Consider the following 19,596-nt stretch of genomic DNA (forward strand, 5'->3'; position numbering starts at 1 on the left):
CTTTCAGTTCTCTAGTTGTCGCGCCTACCACTACTGCTTTGAAACTTAGAAGTTGCCCTGAACCCACCGCTTGAAGCGCTCAAGCACTGGGGCCTTCGGTTCATCGCCATAGCTGTTGCTGCTGCTGTTACCGGTCAGGGGCAAGTCTTCGGACTGCTTCTGCAGGCCGTAAGCGAGCAAGCCCACGCCGGTGGAATAGATCGGGTTGCGCACCACGTCGCTCAACCCCCGAACGCTGTGCGGTACGCCCAGGCGTACCGGCATGTGGAAAATTTCTTCGGCCAGTTCCACGGCGCCTTCCATCTTCGCGGTGCCGCCGGTGAGGACGATGCCGGCCGGCACCAGGTCCTCGTAACCGCTGCGGCGCAGTTCGGCCTGGATCAGCGTGAAAAGCTCGTCGTAACGGGGCTCTACCACCTCGGCCAGGGCCTGGCGCGACAGTTCGCGCGGTGGGCGGTCGCCCACGCTCGGCACCTTGATGGTCTCGCCGGCGCCGGCCAGTTTGGCCAAGGCGCAGGCGTAACGGATCTTGATTTCCTCGGCGTACTGGGTGGGTGTACGCAGGGCCATGGCGATGTCGTTGGTGACCTGGTCGCCGGCAATCGGGATGACCGCAGTGTGACGGATCGCGCCTTCGGTGAAGATGGCGATGTCGGTGGTGCCGCCGCCGATGTCCACCAGGCACACACCGAGCTCTTTCTCATCGTCGGTCAGCACCGAGTAGGCCGAGGCCAGTTGCTCGAGGATGATGTCGTCGATTTCCAGGCCACAACGGCGCACGCACTTCTCGATGTTCTGCGCCGCGTTGACCGCGCAAGTGACCACGTGAACCTTGGCTTCCAGGCGCACGCCAGACATGCCCAGCGGCTCGCGCACACCTTCCTGGTTATCGATCACGTAGTCCTGCGGCAGGGTGTGCAGCACGCGCTGGTCAGCCGGAATGGCCACGGCCTGGGCAGCGTCAAGCACACGCTCGAGGTCGGCAAGGCTGACCTCGCGGTCGCGAATGGCGACGATGCCGTGGGAGTTCAGGCTGCGGATATGGTTGCCGGCCACGCCGACGAACGCCGAGTGGATGCGGCAGCCAGCCATCAGCTGCGCTTCTTCCACTGCGCGCTGGATCGACTGCACGGTGGACTCGATGTTCACCACCACGCCCTTCTTCAGGCCGCGGGAAGGGTGAGTACCGATCCCGACGATCTCCAGGGTACCGTCTTCGCCTACTTCACCCACCAGCGCCACCACCTTGGAGGTGCCAATGTCCAGCCCGACGATCATTTTGCCGCTATGCGCGTTTGCCATGGTCCTGCCTCTCTCTAATTCTTCGCAACGGCGGGTTGGGCCGTCGTCGGTGCGTTCGGTTCCCGCCAACCAACGGCAAGTCCGTTGGAATAACGCAGATCAATGCGGGCGATGTTGGTGATCTGCTCTTTGAGTGTCTTGTCGTAAATGGCAATGAAACGGCGCATCTTCTCCACCAGATGATCGCGCCCCAGCAGCAGCTCGACGCCCTGCCCGGTGCTGCCCGCACCGGTGGTCAGGAACCAGCTGCCACGCTCGCGCAGCTCCAGGCGAGCGATGGAAAAGCCCAAGGGGCGCAGCATCTGGCTCAAAACCTGATACTGCTGCATGACTTGCTGCTGGGCACGCTGCGGCCCGGCCAACTGCGGCAGATGCTCGTAGTTGGCCAGCTCGCGCGGGGTGAAGGCCTGGCCCTGGTTGTTGAGCAAGGCTTCCTCACCCCAGCGTGCCACCGGCAACTGTTCTTCCAGGCGAATCACCACCTCGTCCGGCCAAACCCGGCGTACTTCGGCGTGGGCGATCCATGGCATCTGTTCGAGCTCGGCTCGCATCGCCGTGAGGTCGACGCTGAAGAAACTCGCTGCCACGTATGGCGCGATCCGCTGCTGCACCGACTGCTGGCTGATGTAACTGAGGTCGCCCTGCACGTCGATCTTGGTGATCGGCCGGTCGGCGTACGGCATCAGGCGAATGGCGCCCTCGTAGGCGCCAAAGCCTGCGGCCACCAGCAACACCGGCCACAGCAGGCGCTTGAGGCCGCCCAGGCTGGGCCGCGGCAGGCGCGCCGATACGGGCTCGTCGGCCACCAGTCGGCTGGCACCACGCGGCACCGGCTTGCTACGGCCGGTAACGGGTTGCTGCTGACGTATCATTGCGCCTTGCATGGTTTGTTAACCTCGCGTCGCTACGCTGTCGGCCAGGATCGCCAGCACCAGTTGCTGGAAGTCCAGACCGGCCGCGCGGGCCGCCATGGGCACCAGGCTATGATCAGTCATGCCCGGCGCGGTGTTTACTTCGAGCAGCCAGAACCGGCCCTGCTCGTCCTGCATCACGTCCAGACGGCCCCACCCTTCAATGCCGATAGCATCGCAGGCGCGCGCGGTCAGGTCGATAAGCTCCTGCTCCTTGGCACTGTCCAGCCCGCACGGAATGCGGTACTGGGTGTCATTGGCGATGTACTTGGCGTCGTAGTCGTAGAACACGTGCGGAGTGCCCAGGGCGATCGGCGGCAGCACCTGGCCACGCAGAACGGCAATGGTGAACTCCGGGCCGTGAATCCATTGCTCGACCAGCACCTGAGAATCGTATTTGGCGGCGTCTTGCCAGGCAGCGACCAGTTCCTGCTCGCTGTTCACCTTGGCCATGCCGATGCTAGAGCCTTCATGGGCAGGTTTGACGATCAGCGGGAAGCCCAGTTCCGTACCAGCTACAACACAATCTTCTTCGCTGGCCAGCACAGCATGACGCGGGGTCGGAATGCCCAGGCTTTGCCATACCTGCTTGGTCCGCAGCTTGTCCATGGCCAGGGCCGAGGCGAGGATGCCACTGCCGGTGTAGGGAATGCCCAGGCACTCCAGCAGGCCTTGCATGCTGCCGTCCTCACCGCCGCGGCCGTGCAGGATGATGAAGGCACGGTCGATCTTCTCGCTTTGCAGGCGGGCCAGCAGGTCATCGCCCACGTCGATGGCGACCACGTCGACACCGGCGCTGCGCAGCGCCTCGATCACGGCAGCGCCCGACTTGAGCGAGACTTCACGCTCGGCGCTCTTGCCGCCGTACAGTACAGCGACACGGCCGAACGCGTTGACGTCCAGGGTTGAATGTAGCTTCTCGTAGGCGCTGGTCATTTCGACTTCTCCTGCTTGGCGCCAGCGAACAGCGGGCTTTTCATCAATTGCGGGGCCAGGCCACCGACATCGCCGGCACCTTGGCACAGCAGGATGTCACCGGCACGCAGCAGCGGCTTGACCAGCGGTGCCAGCTCGGCGCCGCGTTCGATGTAGATCGGGTCCAGCTTGCCGCGCTGGCGGATGCTGTGGCACAGCTGACGGCTGTCGGCACCGGGTATCGGCTCTTCACCGGCCGGGTACACCTCCATCAGCAGCAGCACGTTGGCATCGCCCAGCACCTGCACGAAATCGTCGTACAGGTCACGGGTGCGGCTGTAACGGTGTGGCTGGTAGACGATGACCAGGCGACGGCTTGGCCAGCCACCGCGTACAGCCTTGATCACCGCCGCCACTTCGGTCGGGTGGTGGCCGTAGTCGTCGACCAGCATCACGCTGCCGCCTTCAACCGGCAGTTCGCCGTACACCTGGAAGCGTCGACCGACACCCTGGAAGCCCGAAAGCCCCTGCACGATGGCTTCGTCGCTGATGCCTTCGTCGGTGGCGATGGCGATGGTGGCCAGGGCATTGAGCACGTTGTGGTTACCCGGCATGTTGACCGACACTTCCAGCGGCTCACGATCACGGCGCAGCACGGTGAAGTGGGTCTGCATGCCCTTCTGGCTGACGTTGATCGCGCGGATGTCAGCCTCTTCGCTGAAACCGTAGGTCACGGTCGGGCGCTTGACCTGCGGCAGGATCTCACGCACCACCGGGTCGTCCAGGCACATCACGGCCAGGCCGTAGAACGGCAGGTTGTGCAGGAACTCGACGAAGGTTTTCTTCAGTTTGTTGAAGTCACCCTCGTAGGTGGCCATGTGGTCGGCGTCGATGTTGGTGACCACAGCAACCATCGGCTGCAGGTGCAGGAAGCTGGCGTCGCTTTCGTCGGCTTCGGCGATCAGGTAACGGCTGGTTCCCAACTGCGCATTGGTGCCGGCAGCGGTCAGGCGGCCACCGATGACGAACGTCGGGTCCAGGCCACCGGCGGCAAATACCGAGGCCAGCAGGCTGGTGGTGGTGGTTTTGCCATGGGTACCGGCAACCGCCACACCATGGCGGTAGCGCATCAGCTCAGCGAGCATTTCGGCACGCGGCACCACTGGGATGCGCCGTTCAAGCGCAGTGGCGACTTCCGGGTTGGCCGGGTTGATGGCGCTGGACACCACCAGTACATCGGCATTGGCGGCGTTTTCGGCACGGTGGCCAACGAAGATCTCGGCACCGAACGACTCCAGGCGCTGGGTAACCGGCGACACCTTGAGGTCGGAGCCGGACACTTCATAGCCCAGGTTCAGCAGCACTTCGGCAATACCGCACATGCCCACGCCGCCGATACCGACGAAGTGGATACGATGAATACGGCCCATCTTCGGCTGGGGCATGGCTTTCTGGCTTTCAACCATGGGCCACCTCCAGGCAGATATCGACCACGGTGCTGGTTGCGGAAGGTTTGGCAAGGCCCCGTGCGGTGCGTGCCATGGTGTTGAGTTTCTCGGGTTGCATCAGCACCTCGTTCAGGCGTTCAGCGAGTTGCGCTGCGCCAGTTGTCGCTTGTGGCATGAGGAAGGCGGCGCCTTCCCGAGCCAGATATTGGGCGTTATGGGTCTGGTGGTCGTCGATGGCATGGGGCAAAGGCACCAGCATCGAAGGCAGGCCGGCCGCCGCGAGCTCGCTGACGGTCAGGGCACCGGCCCGGCACACCACCAGGTCGGCCCAGCTGTAGGCGTGGGCCATGTCCTTGATGAACGGCTCTACCTGAGCCTCGACACCCGCCTCTTGATAACGCTCGGCGGTGATCGGCGCGTGGTGCTTGCCGGCCTGATGGAACACCTCGGGCCGCAGGTCAGCGGGCACCTCGGACAGGGCCTTAGGCAACAATTTGTTCAATGGTTCCGCACCCAGGCTGCCACCCATGACCAACAGGCGGGCACGGCGCTCGCCCAAGGGCGCACGCTGCGCGTCCATGAACAGCTCAGGGCGCACCGGATTGCCGGTGGTACGCAGCTTTTCGCCAGCTTCAAACGTGCCTGGGAAAGCCTCGCAGACACGCGCCGACAACGGCACCAGCAGGCGATTGGCGGTACCGGCGCGGGCGTTCTGTTCGTGAATCACCAGCGGCACACCGCACAGACGCGCGGCGACGCCGCCAGGGCCGGTCACATAGCCACCGAAGCCGATCACGCAGACCGGCTTGAGCTGGCCAATGATACGCCGCGCCTGGAGCACGGCCTTGACCAGGGTAAACGGTGCCTTGAGCAGCGACAGCTTGCCCTTGCCACGCAAGCCGCTGACCTGGATCAGGTGCAGCGCCAGGCCGGCCTGGGGGACCAGCTCATTCTCGATGCCGCGGGGGGTGCCCAGCCAGTGCACGGTATAGCCGCGCGCCTGGAACTCACGTGCGCAGGCCAGGGCCGGGAACACATGGCCTCCGGTGCCACCCGCCATGATCAGTACGTTTTTGCCGTCAGCGGCCATGACTGGTCTCCTCGGCAAAATCGCTTTCGCTGAATTCGTGTTCCTCGCTGCCCAAGTGCGTGCGGCTTTCCCATTCGATACGCAGCAACAAGCCGACGCAGGCACAGCAGATCACCAGGGAGCTGCCCCCGTAACTGAGGAAGGGCAAGGTCAGGCCCTTGGTCGGCAGCAAGCCGACGTTCACGCCAATGTTGATCAGGAACTGGCCAATCCACAGGAACGCCAGGCCAAATGCCATGTAGGCGGCAAAGTACTGCTTGGCCTTCTCGGCCCACAGGCCGATGTAGAGGGCGCGCACGGTCACGAATACGAACAGCGCGATGGTCACCAGCGAACCGACCACGCCCAACTCCTCGGCGAGTACCGAGAACACGAAGTCGGTGTGCGCTTCAGGCAGGTAGAACTGCTTTTGCACACTGTTGCCCAGCCCTACGCCCAGCCACTCGCCGCGGCCGAAGGCGATCAATGCCTGGGTCAACTGGTAACCAGAGCCGAACTGGTCGGACCAGGGGTCGGTAAAAGTGATCAGGCGCGCCATCCGGTAGGGCTGCGCCTGCACCAGCACGAACACTGCGACCACCGCCAGCACCACCATCAGGCTGAAGCGGAACAACCCTACTCCGCCGAGGAACAGCATGGCTGCGGCAGCGCCCATCATGACCACGGTGGCACCGAAGTCCGGCTCCATCAGCAGCAGGCCGGCCATCGGCAGCAGCACGATGAACGGTTTGAAAAAGCCCATCCAGCTTTCGCGCACTTCGGTCTGCCGACGTACCAGGTAGCCGGCGAGATAAATGACCACGAAGACCTTGGCGATCTCCGAAGGCTGGACGTTGAAGAAGCTGAAGCCGATCCAGCGCATCGAGCCGTTCACTTCCCGACCAATGCCAGGCACCAGCACCAGTACCAGCAGGCCAAAGGCACCAACCAGCATCATGAAGCCCATGCGCTGCCACGTGGCGATCGGCACCAGCAGGGTCGCACCACAGGCGACCAGGCCAATGGCCACATAAACCAGATGGCGGAACATGTGGTACAGCGGGTTGCCTGACTGTACTGCGGCCACTTCCGACGACGCCGAGGTGATCATCACCAGGCCCAGGCCGAGCAGCGCCAGGCAGCCGGCCAGGAAGGCGAAGTCGAGGTCGATGCCACGGCCGCTGATAAGCGGCGACGGGTACGGCTTGAGGATGCCGAAGATCATGCCAGCCCTCCCGCCGCCTGGGCGAACAGCCGCCCGCGTTCTTCAAAGTTCTTGAACATGTCGAGGCTGGCGCACGCCGGCGACAGCAACACGGCGTCACCCGGCAGGGCCAGCTCGGCGCATTGCTGCACGGCCTCGTCCAGCGTCTTGACCCGCACCAGCGGCACGGCATCACCTAGCACCTCGGCCAGGCGTTCGGCATCACGGCCGAGCAACACAACGGCGCGGCAAAAACGTGCCACCGGCTGACGCAGGGCGGCAAAATCGGCACCCTTGCCGTCGCCGCCGGCGATCAGCACCAGCTTGCCGTCGATATCCGCGCCCAGGCCTTCGATGGCGGCCAGGGCAGCACCGACGTTGGTCGCCTTGGAATCGTCGTACCAGCTCACACCGTTGCGCGCACGCACCCATTGGCAACGATGGGCCAGGCCGCCGAATTCGCGCAGGGCTTCGAGCATCGGCTCGAACGGCAGACCGGCGGCATGCCCGAGGGCCAGGGCCGCCAGGGCGTTGCTCTGGTTGTGGGCACCCCGAATTTTCAGGTCACGGACCGGCATCAGTGCCTGGAACTCGAAAGCCAGGTACTTCTCGCCCTCGACTTCACGCAAGCCGAAGGCCTTGAAGTCCGGCTGATTCAGGCCAAAGCTCCAGCACGGGCGATTTTCGACCGGCAACGGCCGGCTCAGGGCATCCTGGCGGTTCACCACCACTTGGCGGGCGCCACGGAATATCCGGTGCTTGGCCAGGTGATAGGCCGGCAGGCCGCTGTAGCGGTCCATGTGGTCTTCGCTGATGTTCAGCACCGTGGCAACTTCGGCATTGAGCTGGTCGGTGGTTTCCAGCTGGAAGCTCGACAGCTCCATGACATACAGCTCGACATCATCACTGAGCAGGTCCAGGGCCGGTGTACCCAGGTTGCCGCCGACGGCCACGCGCTTGCCGGCCTTGGCGGCCATCTCGCCGACCAGGGTGGTTACCGTGCTTTTCGCATTGGAGCCACTGATCGCCACGATCGGCGCCTTGGCATGGCGGGCGAACAGTTCGATGTCACCGGACAGCTTCACGCCACGCGCCGCCGCCTGCTGCAGGGCCGGCGTGGCCAGTGCCAGGCCTGGGCTCACATACAACTCGTTGGCGCGGCACAGGAAGTCCACGTCCAGTTCACCACAGCGTACTTCCACCTGCGGGTAATCACGGCGCAGGGTGTCCAGTTCCGGCGGTTGCTCGCGGGTGTCGGCGACCGCAAAGGCAATGCCCTGGTTCGCCAGGAAGCGAACCAGGGACATGCCGCTCTTGCCGAGGCCGACAACGATGCGGAATTGGTCGGAAGCGATCAGTGACACGCTCGTCTACCTCAGTTTCAGGGTTGCAAGGCCGATCAGCACCAGAATCACGGTGATGATCCAGAAACGGACAATCACCCGTGGTTCAGGCCAACCCTTGAGTTCAAAGTGGTGGTGGATCGGTGCCATGCGGAACACGCGCTTGCCGGTCAGCTTGAAGGAAGCCACCTGGATCACCACCGACAGGGTTTCCATCACGAAGATGCCGCCCATGATGAACAGCACGATTTCCTGGCGCACGATTACGGCGATGGTGCCCAGTGCAGCGCCCAGCGCCAGCGCGCCGACGTCACCCATGAACACCTGGGCCGGATAGGTGTTGAACCACAAAAAGCCCAGGCCGGCGCCGATCAGCGCGCCGCAGAACACGATGAGCTCACCTGAACCCGGCACATAAGGAATGAGCAAGTACTCAGCGAACTTCACGTTACCCGACAGGTAGCAGAAGATGCCCAGCGCACCGCCAACCATCACCGTCGGCATGATCGCCAGGCCATCGAGGCCATCGGTCAGGTTGACCGCATTGCTCGACCCGACGATGACGAAGTAGGTGAGGACGACGAAGCCGATGCCCAGCGGGATGGTGACGTCCTTGAGGAACGGCACGATCAGGGTGGTTTCGACAGTGGTCGGGGCCGTCTGATACAGGAAGATCGCCGCCGTCAGGCCGAACACCGACTGCCAGAAGTACTTCCAGCGGCTAGGCAGGCCGCGCGAGTTCTTTTCGATCACCTTGCGGTAGTCGTCGACCCACCCGATGGCGCCGAACAGCAGCGTGACGATCAGTACCGTCCACACATAGCGGTTCGACAGGTCGGCCCACAGCAGGGTGCTGATGCCGATGGCGGACAGGATCAAGGCACCACCCATGGTTGGCGTGCCGGATTTGGACAAGTGCGATTGCGGGCCGTCATTACGGACGGCCTGACCGATCTGGCGGATCTGCAGGGTACGGATCATCCACGGGCCCAGCCACAGCGCCAGCGACAACGCGGTCAGTACGCCAAGGATCCCGCGCAGGGACAGGTACTGGAAGACCGCGAAGCCTTTGTGGAACTGTTGCAGATACTCAGCCAACAGCAGCAGCATTAATGTTTCTCCCCGCTGGCACCGCACAATGCAGCCACGACGTTTTCCATCGCAGCGCTGCGCGAGCCCTTGATCAAGATAGTGGTGTTGCTGGCAGTTTCGGCACGAACGGCCTCGATCAGCTCAGCTTGAGTTGCGAAATGACGGCCATTGGCGCCGAACGCCTTGACCGCATGTGTCATGTTGGTACCCACTGCATACAGGGCATCGACCTTACCGCGCGCGTAATCGCCCACCTGACGGTGGCCTTCTTCGGCCCACTGCCCCAGCTCGCCGATATCCCCCAGCACCAGAACGGTGCGACCGGAAAAGCCGGCGAGTATATCAATGGCCGCGCACATCGAGGTGGGATTTGCGTTGTAACTGTCATCGATCACGCGCACGCCATTCGGGGCGATTTGCGCCACGGTACGGCCCTTGACCGGCTGCATGGCGTTCAGGCCGGCGGCAATGCCGCTCAGGCTCAGACCAACGGCATGGGCGGCGGCGGCGGCGGCCAAGGCGTTGCTGACGTTATGCTCACCGAGCACATTGAGCTGCACGGCCACCGATGCGCCGGCGCCATGCAGTGTGAACGACGGGCAACCCCGCGCGTCGCGCCCGATGTCGGTGGCATGGAAGTCGGCGCGGGCGTCGCTGCGGGCAAAGCTGATGACCTTGTGCGCACCCGCACGCGCCTTCCAGATGGCAAAGGCCTTGTCGTCCAGGTTGAGGATGGCCGTGCCACCCTCGCCCAGCCCTTCGAGAATCTCGCCCTTGGCTTCAACGATCTTCTCTGGCCCGCCGAACTCGCCGACGTGGGCAGTACCTGCGTTGTTGATGATGACCACCTGTGGCTGGGTGAGGCCCACGGTATAGCGGATCTCGCCAATGCGCGAAGCGCCCAGCTCAATGACGGCGGCGCTGTGCTGCGGGGCAATTTCCAGCAGGGTCAGCGGTGCACCCAGGTCGTTGTTCAGGTTGCCACGGGTGGCATGAACAGGGCCACGGGTACGCAGGATGCAGGCAAGCATCTCTTTGACCGTGGTCTTGCCGCTGGAGCCGGTGATCGCTACCACAGGTTTGTCGTAGCCGGCACGGTTCAGCGCACCAAGCTGGCCGAGGGCCAGACGACTGTCGGCAACCACCAGTTGCGGCAGGTCGACATCGGCCACTTCACGCTCCACCAGCGCTGCCACAGCCCCCTTGGCCTGCACATCGGCCAGGTAGTCGTGGCCATCGAAACGCGGCCCCGCCAGGGCGACGAACAACTGCCCGGCGCCGACGCTGCGGCTGTCGATGCTGACACCGCTGAAGCTGGCGTCTGCGCCGACCAGGCGAGCGCTCAGTGCTGCGGTCAGCTGGCTGAGTGTCATGGGCTTAAGCATGTGGAGCCTCCCAGGCTGCAAGTGCCTTTTCGGCTTCGACCAAGTCGGAGAAGTCATGGCGCTGGCCATTGATTTCCTGGTAATCCTCGTGCCCCTTGCCGGCCAGGACGATGACGTCCGAGGCGGCAGCAGAAGCGATCAGGTGTGCAATGGCCTCGCCACGGCCAGCGATGAACTCGACCTCGGCGGGCCGGGCAAAACCAGGGCGAATGTCGTTGAAGATGGCCTGCGGGTCTTCGGTACGTGGGTTATCGTCAGTGACCAGTACACGGTCAGCCAGGCGCTCGGCCACCTCGGCCATCAGCGGACGCTTGCCACGATCGCGATCGCCGCCACAACCGAACAGGCACAGCAATTGGCCGTGGGCGTGCGGGCGCAGGGCCTGGAGTACTTTTTCCAGGGCGTCAGGAGTGTGCGCGTAGTCGACCACCACCAGCGGCTTCTCACCACCGCCAAGGCGCTGCATGCGGCCCACCGGGCCCTGCAATTGCGGGGTGACCTTGAGGATTTCATCCAGCGAATAATCCAGAGCCATCAGAGTGGCCACGGCCGCGAGCATGTTGCTCAAGTTGAAGCGGCCCAGCAGCTGGCTGCGCAAGGTGCGCTCACCCTGGGCAGTGACGATGATGGCGCGTACGCCATCGTCGTCGAATTTGGCTTCACGGCAATACAAGGAAGCGTCGGAGTTTTCCAGGCTATAGCTGAGCAAACGGGTCTCGATATGATCGACACTCGGACGACGGGCAAAATCAGCCGCCAGGCGACGCCCGAATCCGTCATCCAGGTTGACCACCTGGCAACGCAGGCCAGGCCAGGCGAAAAGCTTGGCCTTCGCGGCCTCATAGGCCTCCATGCTGCCGTGATAGTCCAGATGATCACGGGACAGGTTGGTCATCACCGCGATATCGAATTCCAGCGCAGCAACACGACCCTGTTCCAGGGCGTGCGAGGATACTTCCATCGCCACAGCCTTGGCGCCAGCCTTTTTCAGATCATAAAGGGTCGACTGCACCGCAATCGGGTCTGGCGTGGTCAACCGACCGCTCTGCAACTCACCATGAAACCCGGTACCCAGGGTGCCGATCAGGCCGCACCGCTGGCCAAGTGCATCGAGCGCCTGGGCCACCAGCTGAGTGACGCTGGTCTTGCCGTTGGTGCCGGTAACCCCGACCAGGTTCAGCTGACGGCTCGGCTCGCCATAGAAGCGGCCGGCAATATCCGACAGCTGGGCGATCAGGCCTTTGACCGGGATCAGCGGCACATCGGTGATCGGCAGCACATGGGTGCCCTGCTGTTCGTAAGCGACTGCGGCGGCACCACGGGCCAGCGCGTCGCTGATATGGTCACGGCCATCGACCTTGGCCCCCGGCACGGCCAGGAACAGGTCACCTGCGCGCACAGCACGGCTGTCCAGGGTCAGCTCACGGATCAGCGGGTCGCGACTGGCGTGGGCGAAAAGCTTGCTCAGTGGCATTGTCATCATCCACGCCCTCCCTTGGCGGGTACTGCATTGACTTGTTGCGGGTCGGCAGGCGGTGGCAGGTTGTCTGGCGGCACATTCATCAGCCGCAGGGTGCCCGACATGACGTTGCTGAACACCGGCGCCGATACCAGACCACCGAAATAACCGCCTTTCCTCGGCTCGTCGATGACCACGACAATGGCGTAACGCGGGTCGCTCATCGGGCCGAAGCCGGCGAACAGCGAGCGGTAGGCGTTTTCGGTGTAGCCCTTGGCGCCAACTGTGGCTTTACGTGCGGTACCGGACTTGCCGGCCACGTGATAGAACGGCACCTGGGCACGGAATACCCCGCGCGGCGCCTCGATCACTTGCTGCAACATGCCTTGCACGGTCTCGGCGGTGTCCTTTGGAATGGCCTGGACTGCCTCGGGCGCCTTGTCGACCTTGAGGATCGACAGCGGCACCATCTTGCCGTCGTTGGCCAGCGCCGCGTAGGCATGCACCAGCTGCAGGGCGGTAACCGAGACGCCGTAGCCATAGGACAAGGTCGCGGTTTCGGCCTTGCGCCACTCGCGATGGTTGGGCAGGTTGCCAACGCGCTCACCCGGGAACCCAAGGCCGGTGTACTGGCCAAGGCCGACCTGGGACATGACCCGGTAGATGGCTTCGCCGCCGATATCGAAGGCGATCTTGCTCATGCCGACGTTACTGGAGTTGATCAGGATGCCGGTCAGGTCGAGGATCGGCCCCTCGCTCCTGGACACGTCCTTGATGGTGTAGCGGCCGATCTGCAAGCTGCCCGGGTACACCTCGACCTTGTCGGTGGGCTTCCAGCGCCCACTCTCCAATGCGGCGCTCATGGAGATCGGTTTGACCGTGGAGCCTGGCTCGAACACGTCAATGATCGCCCGGTTACGCATCGCCGCCGGGAACATGGTGCGACGGTTGTTCGGGTTGTAGGTCGGCTGGTTGACCATCGCCAGGACCTCACCGGTCTTGACATCCATGATCACCAGGCTGCCGGCCTTGGCGTCCTGTTCGGCGATTGCGTTACGCAGTTCGCGAGTGGCCAGGTATTGCAGGCGCAGGTCGATGGACAACGCCAAGGTCTTGCCGGCCTTGGCGTTCTTGGTTACCTGAATGTCCTTGATCAAGCGGCCGCGCCGGTCCTTGATCACTTGCCGCTTGCCGGGCACCCCGGCCAGCCATTCATCGTAGGCCAGTTCCACCCCTTCGCGGCCATGGTCATCCAGGTCGGTGAAACCGACCATGTGCGCGGTGACATCACCGGCGGGATAGAAGCGGCGGAATTCTTCAAGGCCGTATACACCCGGCACTTTCAGGTCGAGCACATGCTGCCCCTGCTCCGGGGTCAGGCCGCGGACCAGGTAGATGAATTCTTTGCTGGCCTGCTGGGTCAGGCGCTCGCTCAGCTGTTGGGCGTTTTGCCCCAGTGCTGCGGCCAGTTGCGGCCAGCGCTCCTTGGAGGCTTGCATTTCCTTGGGGTTGGCCCACAAGGTGGTGACAGGCGTACTGACGGCCAGAGGCTCACCATTGCGATCGGTAATCAGACCACGGTGTGCCGGAATAGGGATATGACGCAGGCTGCGGGCATCGCCCTGGCCCTTGAGGAAGTCACGGTCGACCACCTGCAGGTCGATGATGCGCCAGCAGATGGCACCGACCATCAACGCCAGCAAGCCGATCACCACGCGGAAGCGCCAGGGGTAGAGCGCGCCTTCGAGCTTCATCATGGCGCCACCATCCGTACTTCGTCGGCGGCAGGCACGTGCATCTTCAGCTGCTCGGAAGCCAGGTTCTCGATGCGGCTGGCAGCGGTCCAAGTGCTTTGTTCAAGGATAAGCCGGCCCCACTCGGCCTGGGCCTTGTCGCGCTCATTCAACTCGCCGTACAGGGTGTTGAGCAACTGGCGATTCCAGTGGGCGCTGTACGATACGGCAATGGCCGAAACAAGCACGCCAACGAACAGCAGAAGCATCAGGAAGCTTCCGCCTGGCAAAGGTTTGGCAAATAGCCGGCTCACCGAAGCTTCTCCGCCACCCGCATCACGGCGCTGCGCGACCGCGGGTTGGCCTTGAGCTCGGCTTCGGAAGCAAACTGGGCCTTGCCGATCAGACGGATTTTCGGCTCGAAGACCTTGTGCTGAACCGGCAGGTTGCGCGGCAGGTTATCCGCTTCACCCTTGACCAGTTTGCGCATGAACAGCTTGACGATACGGTCTTCCAGCGAGTGGAAGCTGATCACCGCCAGGCGGCCGCCGACTTCCAGCGCATCGAGTGCGGCCTCAAGGCCGGCCTCAAGATCGCCCAGCTCGTTGTTGACGTGAATGCGCAGGCCCTGGAAGGCACGGGTAGCCGGATTTTTACCTTTTTCCCAGGCAGGGTTGGCGACCTTGAGCACTTCGGCCAGGTCCGCAGTACGCGTGAACGGCTGCTTTTCGCGGCGCTCTACCACGGCACGCGCCATGCGCCCGGCAAAACGCTCCTCGCCGTACTCTTTGAAAACGCGGGCAATTTCCTCAACCGGCGCGGTGGCGATGAACTCGGCAGCACTGATGCCCTGGTCGGGGTTCATGCGCATGTCCAGCGGGCCGTCATTGAGGAAACTGAAACCACGCTCGGGGTCGTCCAGCTGGGGCGAGGACACGCCCAGATCAAGCAGGATACCGCTGACCTTGCCAGCCAGCCCGCGCTCGGCCACTTCCGCGCCCAGTTCGGCAAAACTGCGCTGCACAATGACAAAGCGGCCGTCTTCGGCCGCCAGCGCTTGCCCCGTGGCAATCGCTTGAGGATCTTTGTCGAAGCCCAGCAGCCGCCCTTGCGGCCCGAGCTTGCTGAGGATCAGACGGCTGTGCCCGCCGCGGCCGAAGGTGCCGTCGAGATAGCAACCGTCGGCGCGCAGGGCCAATGCCTCGACAGCTTCGTCGAGCAGGACGGTGATGTGGTTGAAGCCGCTATCTATGGTCACAGGATCAGGTCACGTAAATCGTCGGGCATGGCGCCCGGTTGTTGGATAGCTGCAAGGTCGGCTGCCGAAACTGCGTTCCAGGCATCCTCATCCCACAGCTGGAATTTGTTCAACTGCCCCACCAGCATCGCCTTCTTGTCCAGCTTGGCGTACTCCCGCAGGCGGGGCGGTACCAGGAAACGGCCACTGCCGTCGAGCTCCAGGTCCACCGCATTACCGATCAGCAAACGCTGCAGGCGGCGGTTTTCCTCACGCAACGACGGCAAGGCACGCAACTTGGCTTCAATCTGCTCCCACTCATCGAGGGGATAAACACACAAGCAGGGGTCGACGGCGTCGATGGTCACGATCAGCTGACCATTGCAACGCGAATCGAGCTCGTCACGGTACCGGCTCGGCATGGCGAGACGGCCCTTTGCATCGAGGCTGACGGCGTTGGCTCCGCGGAACACGGCTGCGATTCCCCACAATGGTAGCTTTTTTGTGCCAGAAAACCCACTTCATCCCACTTTCTGCCACTTGCGCACACTATAGGAATCCGTCCGCTGCACCGTCAAGGCGCGTTCATAGGGAAAACCCTTACAGGACCGAGATTTAGCTCAATAAAGGAAGAAGGAAGGAGTACTGGGGGCAAAAAAAAACGTGAAAAATCAAACCCACTCAAACGGATACCGTTTGAACTTAAAGTGATTTATTAAGAGTAAGATCTTTTCGGTATTACAAACGCGCTCTGCTATCGATCGAGCAGAAGGGAGGAGAGGTGGAGAGTCGATCTGTAAGCCGGGTTTTGTCGAGGACAGTCATTCCTCTACGACGGCCATCACTGGACGCCTCTAGCAACCTACCCGGTTCCGACGCGGGCCACGCCTGATGGAACCCTATTTGGTCTTGCTCCGAGTGGGGTTTACCTAGCCACGAACTGTTGCCAGACGTGCGGTGCGCTCTTACCGCACCTTTTCACCCTTACCGGCACCGAAGTGCTTAGGCGGTTATTTTCTGTGGCACTTTCCGTAGGCTCGCGCCTCCCAGGCGTTACCTGGCACTCTGCCCTATGGAGCCCGGACTTTCCTCCCCCCGCCGTTACGCAACAAAAGTTGCGGAACAAAAGCAGGCAGCGACTGTCCGATCGACTCTCCGGCGCCAAGGTTAACGGCAGCTGCGCTCAAGAACAAGCAATACCGCAACTATATCAAATTGCCACTACTGCGGTTTCTGCTTTTCCAGTGCCGCCTGATACAACAGGTTCTTGCGCACACCGGTGATCTCGGCCGCCAAGGCCGCCGCACGCTTGAGCGGCAACTCGGCCAGCAGCAGGTCCAGCACACGCTGCGCTTGGACACTGATCGCCGCCTCACCTTCCGGCGCACTCCAGCCACCGACCAACACCACGCACTCGCCGCGCTGCTGGTTACTGTCACCCGCCACGAACTCGCACAACTCTGCGAGCGGCAACCCTTTGAGGGTCTCGAAGGTTTTGGTCAGCTCACGTGCGAGCAACGCCGGGCGCTCGGCACCGAACACCAGCTTCATATCTTCCAGACACTCAAGAATACGATGAGGCGCTTCGTAGAAAATCAACGTGCGCGGCTCCTCCTTCACCTGTTCGAGCCGGCCACGGCGACCGGCGCTTTTGGCGGGGAGGAAACCTTCGAAAATGAACCGATCGGAGGGCAGCCCGGCCGCCGAAAGCGCGGCGATCAGCGCGCAGGCGCCAGGCACAGGCACCACATCGACACCTGCGGCTCGCGCCTGACGCACCAGGTGGTAGCCAGGATCGGAAATCAACGGTGTACCGGCATCGGAAACCAACGCCACATCCTCACCGGCCAACAGCTTGGTGATGAATCGCCCGCCTTCGTCCCGCTCATTGTGCTCGTGACAGGCTGCTAGCGGCGTATCGATGCCGAAATGCTGCAGCAGGCGGATCGAGTGCCGGGTGTCCTCGGCAGCGATCAAGGCGACGTTGGCCAGCACCTTCAATGCCCTGGCGCTCATGTCGTCGAGGTTGCCAATGGGGGTTGCGACCACATACAGCGTCCCCACGGTGGATTTCGAAGCCCCTGCCACATCAGTCACTGCGCACACCTGCCTTTCGGATCAAAGGCGCCATTGTAGCCCGAGCGCCGGTAACAGGGCGCAAAGAACTTCACCTGCGGCCACGTCAAGTACACCTATAGTGAAGGTTCCCGTTCAGCAACATCGCGCCCCGGCCAACGCTTGGGTACAATTGCCGGCCAACTTGATCGAGTAACAGGACCTTTACATGATCGCTTGCCTGCGGCTGCTCACAGCCCTCTGCCTCGCTGCCCTGCTGGCAGCCTGCGCCAGCTCGCCCTCATCCAGCCTCGGAGAGCTGCCACGCACGCCGGACGCCAGCATCGAGCAACTGCTCGAAAAAGCGGCGGCCAGCACGTCTGCCGAAGATGCCGCCCTGCTGCGCCTGAGCGCTGCCGACCTGGCTTACAAGCAGAAGGATTACCCGCGCGCCGCACGCATTCTCGAGCAGGTCCCCATGGATACGCTCAAGCCCGCCCAACAAATCTTCGCCGCCACACTTGGCGCCGAACTGGCCATGAGCCGCAACCAGCCCAAAGCCGCCCTCAGCGCCCTCTCGCACAGCAGCCTGCAGCACCTCGCCCAATTGCCGGCAGAGCAGCAGGTGCGCACCTATGGCGTCCACGCCGCCGCCCTTGAAGCCGACGGCCAGGCCCTGGCCGCTGCACAACAGCGCGTAATGCTGGGCCCACTGCTCAGCGGCCAGGCTGCCAGCGCCAACAATGACGCGATCTGGGCCCTGGTCGCCTCGCTGCCGGCAGAGCAACTGCAGCAGCCCGCCGGCGACCAGACCCTGGCCGGCTGGACCAGCCTGGCCCTGGCCGTGAAAAGCGCCGGCACCCTGGAGCAGCAGCAGGCCGCCATCGAAACCTGGCGCAAGCAGCACCCCGACCACCCCGCGGCACAGCAACTGCCATCGGCCTTGGTCAAGCTCAAGGAACTGGCAAGCCAGCCGCTGACCAAGATCGGTCTGCTGCTGCCCCAGGAAGGCCCGCTTGCCGGTGTCGCCCGCGCCCTGCGTGACGGCTTCATGGCCGCGCACTTCCAGGCCCAGCAGGCTGGCCAGCAAGCGCCGGCCGTACAGGTGTACGACAGCTCACGCATCGGCTCGCTGGACGACTTCTATCGTCAGGCCCAGGCCGATGGCGTGCAACTGGTAGTCGGCCCGCTGGAAAAAGCGCTGGTAAAAAAACTGGCCGCCAATGCGCAGCTGCCTATCACGACTCTCGCCCTGAATTACGCCGACGCCGGCCAGAACGCCCCGCCACAGCTTTTCCAGTTCGGCCTGGCGGCCGAAGACGAAGCCCGCGAAGTCTCGCGCCGCGCCCGCGCCGACGGCATGGTTCGCGCGGTGGCCCTGGTGCCGAGCGGTGAATGGGGCGACCGCGTGCTTGCCGCGTTCCGCCAAGACTGGGAAGGCAATGGCGGCACCATCATCGCCGCCGAACGCATCGCCCAGCCGGTCGCCCTGGCCCAGCAGATCGCCAACCTGTTCCAGCTGCGCCAGAGCGAAGGCCGCGCACAGAGCCTGCAGAGCACCGTGGGCGGCACCATTGCCGCACAACCATCGCGTCGCCAGGACATCGACTTCATCTTCCTCGCCTCGACCCCGCAACAGGCGCAGCAGATCAAACCGACCCTGAACTTCCAGTACGCTGGCGACGTTCCGGTCTACGCCACCTCGAACCTTTACAGCGCCAGCGGTGACGTCAACCAGTACAAAGACATGAACGGCATTCGCTTCTGCGAAACCCCGTGGCTGCTCGACACCACCAACAGCCTGCGCCAGCAGGTGGTTCAGCAGTGGCCACAAGCCGCTGGCAGTCTCGGCCGCCTGTATGCGATGGGTGTAGACGCCTATAGCCTGGCACCACGCCTGGGTCAGCTCAAAGCATTGCCGGACAACCGTGTACAGGGCCTTTCCGGCAGCCTGAGCATGAGCGCCAGCCAGCGCATCGAGCGCCAGCTGCCGTGGGCTGAATTCTCTGGCGGCCAGGTCAAACGCCTGCCCGATACCATCCGCTAATGCCCCAAGCATCACCAACCAGCGCCGGCCATGCCGCAGAGAACCAAGCCCTTGAGTTTCTTCAAGGGCAAGGCCTGCAACTGCTGACGCGCAATTGGCGATGCAAAGGCGGCGAGCTTGATCTGGTCATGCTCGACACCGATACAGTAGTATTCGTCGAAGTCCGCTATCGGTTGCACGCGGGCTTCGGTGGCGCCCTTGGCAGTATCGACGGGCGCAAGCAGAAGCGGCTGGTGCATGCCGCCAGCCTTTTTCTGCTGAAGGAGTCTTGCTGGGCCAACCACCCTTGCCGCTTCGATGTTGTCGCCTTGCAGGGTAGCCACCATGCAGGCAGGCCGCTTCAATGGCTGAAAAACGCCTTCGAATGCTGAACCCACTCCCCTATTTTTGCTCTAT

At 63.2% G+C, this 19,596-nt stretch carries 17 protein-coding genes and 1 other RNA gene; 2 read left to right on the forward strand and 16 right to left on the reverse strand.

The genetic code is table 11. The features are described from left to right. Positions 1–45: 45 nt before the first annotated feature. The 16 genes from ftsA to rsmI all read right to left on the reverse strand — a co-directional run bounded on the left by ftsA (position 46) and on the right by rsmI (position 17,195). On the reverse strand, positions 46–1,302 hold the full coding sequence (gene ftsA / locus IWW33_RS06570) for a cell division protein FtsA (RefSeq protein ID WP_012312872.1): 1,257 nt from the start codon (positions 1,300–1,302) through the stop codon (positions 46–48). Positions 1,303–1,316: 14 nt separating this feature from the next. Further along, a complete protein-coding gene (locus IWW33_RS06575; protein WP_012312871.1) occupies positions 1,317–2,186 on the reverse strand; it encodes a cell division protein FtsQ/DivIB in 870 nt (289 codons plus the stop codon). Positions 2,187–2,192: 6 nt separating this feature from the next. Further along, positions 2,193–3,149 carry a D-alanine--D-alanine ligase gene (locus tag IWW33_RS06580; RefSeq protein WP_046784855.1) on the reverse strand — a complete coding sequence of 319 codons (957 nt, stop codon included), beginning with the start codon at positions 3,147–3,149 and terminating at the stop codon, positions 2,193–2,195. Further along, positions 3,146–4,594: a UDP-N-acetylmuramate--L-alanine ligase gene (gene murC, locus IWW33_RS06585; protein ID WP_046784854.1), complete on the reverse strand. Its 1,449-nt coding sequence runs from the start codon at positions 4,592–4,594 to the stop codon at positions 3,146–3,148. Before murC ends, IWW33_RS06580 begins: the two co-directional genes overlap by 4 nt. Next, positions 4,587–5,666 (reverse strand): undecaprenyldiphospho-muramoylpentapeptide beta-N-acetylglucosaminyltransferase, encoded by a 1,080-nt coding sequence (gene murG / locus IWW33_RS06590; RefSeq protein WP_115273641.1) that lies wholly within the window; start codon positions 5,664–5,666, stop codon positions 4,587–4,589. Before murG ends, murC begins: the two co-directional genes overlap by 8 nt. Further along, positions 5,656–6,867, reverse strand: a complete 1,212-nt coding sequence (gene ftsW, locus IWW33_RS06595) for a putative lipid II flippase FtsW (protein ID WP_174142282.1) — start codon at positions 6,865–6,867, stop codon at positions 5,656–5,658. Before ftsW ends, murG begins: the two co-directional genes overlap by 11 nt. Continuing rightward, positions 6,867–8,213 (reverse strand): UDP-N-acetylmuramoyl-L-alanine--D-glutamate ligase, encoded by a 1,347-nt coding sequence (gene murD, locus IWW33_RS06600; RefSeq protein ID WP_115273640.1) that lies wholly within the window; start codon positions 8,211–8,213, stop codon positions 6,867–6,869. Before murD ends, ftsW begins: the two co-directional genes overlap by 1 nt. Before the next feature lie 6 nt (positions 8,214–8,219). Next, positions 8,220–9,302, reverse strand: a complete 1,083-nt coding sequence (gene mraY / locus IWW33_RS06605) for a phospho-N-acetylmuramoyl-pentapeptide-transferase (RefSeq protein WP_012312865.1) — start codon at positions 9,300–9,302, stop codon at positions 8,220–8,222. Further along, a complete protein-coding gene (gene murF / locus IWW33_RS06610; RefSeq protein ID WP_115273639.1) occupies positions 9,302–10,669 on the reverse strand; it encodes a UDP-N-acetylmuramoyl-tripeptide--D-alanyl-D-alanine ligase in 1,368 nt (455 codons plus the stop codon). Before murF ends, mraY begins: the two co-directional genes overlap by 1 nt. Beyond that, positions 10,662–12,152, reverse strand: coding sequence for a UDP-N-acetylmuramoyl-L-alanyl-D-glutamate--2,6-diaminopimelate ligase (gene murE / locus IWW33_RS06615; RefSeq protein WP_182445246.1), 1,491 nt, complete (start codon positions 12,150–12,152; stop codon positions 10,662–10,664). The genes murF and murE overlap by 8 nt, the downstream gene beginning before the upstream one ends. Continuing rightward, positions 12,149–13,882, reverse strand: a complete 1,734-nt coding sequence (locus IWW33_RS06620) for a penicillin-binding protein 2 (protein ID WP_161872110.1) — start codon at positions 13,880–13,882, stop codon at positions 12,149–12,151. The genes murE and IWW33_RS06620 overlap by 4 nt, the downstream gene beginning before the upstream one ends. Continuing rightward, positions 13,882–14,175 carry a cell division protein FtsL gene (ftsL, locus tag IWW33_RS06625; RefSeq protein WP_012312861.1) on the reverse strand — a complete coding sequence of 98 codons (294 nt, stop codon included), beginning with the start codon at positions 14,173–14,175 and terminating at the stop codon, positions 13,882–13,884. The genes IWW33_RS06620 and ftsL overlap by 1 nt, the downstream gene beginning before the upstream one ends. After that, a complete protein-coding gene (gene rsmH, locus IWW33_RS06630; protein WP_174142281.1) occupies positions 14,172–15,113 on the reverse strand; it encodes a 16S rRNA (cytosine(1402)-N(4))-methyltransferase RsmH in 942 nt (313 codons plus the stop codon). The genes ftsL and rsmH overlap by 4 nt, the downstream gene beginning before the upstream one ends. 2 nt (positions 15,114–15,115) lie before the next feature. Further along, positions 15,116–15,571: a division/cell wall cluster transcriptional repressor MraZ gene (gene mraZ, locus IWW33_RS06635; protein WP_011535546.1), complete on the reverse strand. Its 456-nt coding sequence runs from the start codon at positions 15,569–15,571 to the stop codon at positions 15,116–15,118. Between the two features lie 308 nt (positions 15,572–15,879). Continuing rightward, positions 15,880–16,253: RNase P RNA component class A (rnpB, locus tag IWW33_RS06640), an RNA gene on the reverse strand. A 66-nt stretch (positions 16,254–16,319) separates the two neighbouring features. Next, a complete protein-coding gene (rsmI, locus tag IWW33_RS06645; protein ID WP_046784848.1) occupies positions 16,320–17,195 on the reverse strand; it encodes a 16S rRNA (cytidine(1402)-2'-O)-methyltransferase in 876 nt (291 codons plus the stop codon). A gap of 187 nt (positions 17,196–17,382) precedes the next feature. Between rsmI and IWW33_RS06650 the strand changes: the two genes are divergently transcribed. Both IWW33_RS06650 and IWW33_RS06655 read left to right on the forward strand, forming a co-directional pair. Continuing rightward, a complete protein-coding gene (locus IWW33_RS06650) occupies positions 17,383–19,200 on the forward strand; it encodes a penicillin-binding protein activator (protein WP_119688320.1) in 1,818 nt (605 codons plus the stop codon). After that, complete coding sequence (locus IWW33_RS06655) at positions 19,200–19,571, forward strand: YraN family protein (RefSeq protein WP_039605078.1); 372 nt, start codon at positions 19,200–19,202, stop codon at positions 19,569–19,571. The genes IWW33_RS06650 and IWW33_RS06655 overlap by 1 nt, the downstream gene beginning before the upstream one ends. The last annotated feature ends 25 nt before the right edge of the window (positions 19,572–19,596 follow it).

The sequence above is a fragment of the Pseudomonas sp. M2 genome, assembly GCF_015751845.1.
Lineage (GTDB): Bacteria > Pseudomonadota > Gammaproteobacteria > Pseudomonadales > Pseudomonadaceae > Aquipseudomonas > Aquipseudomonas putida_E.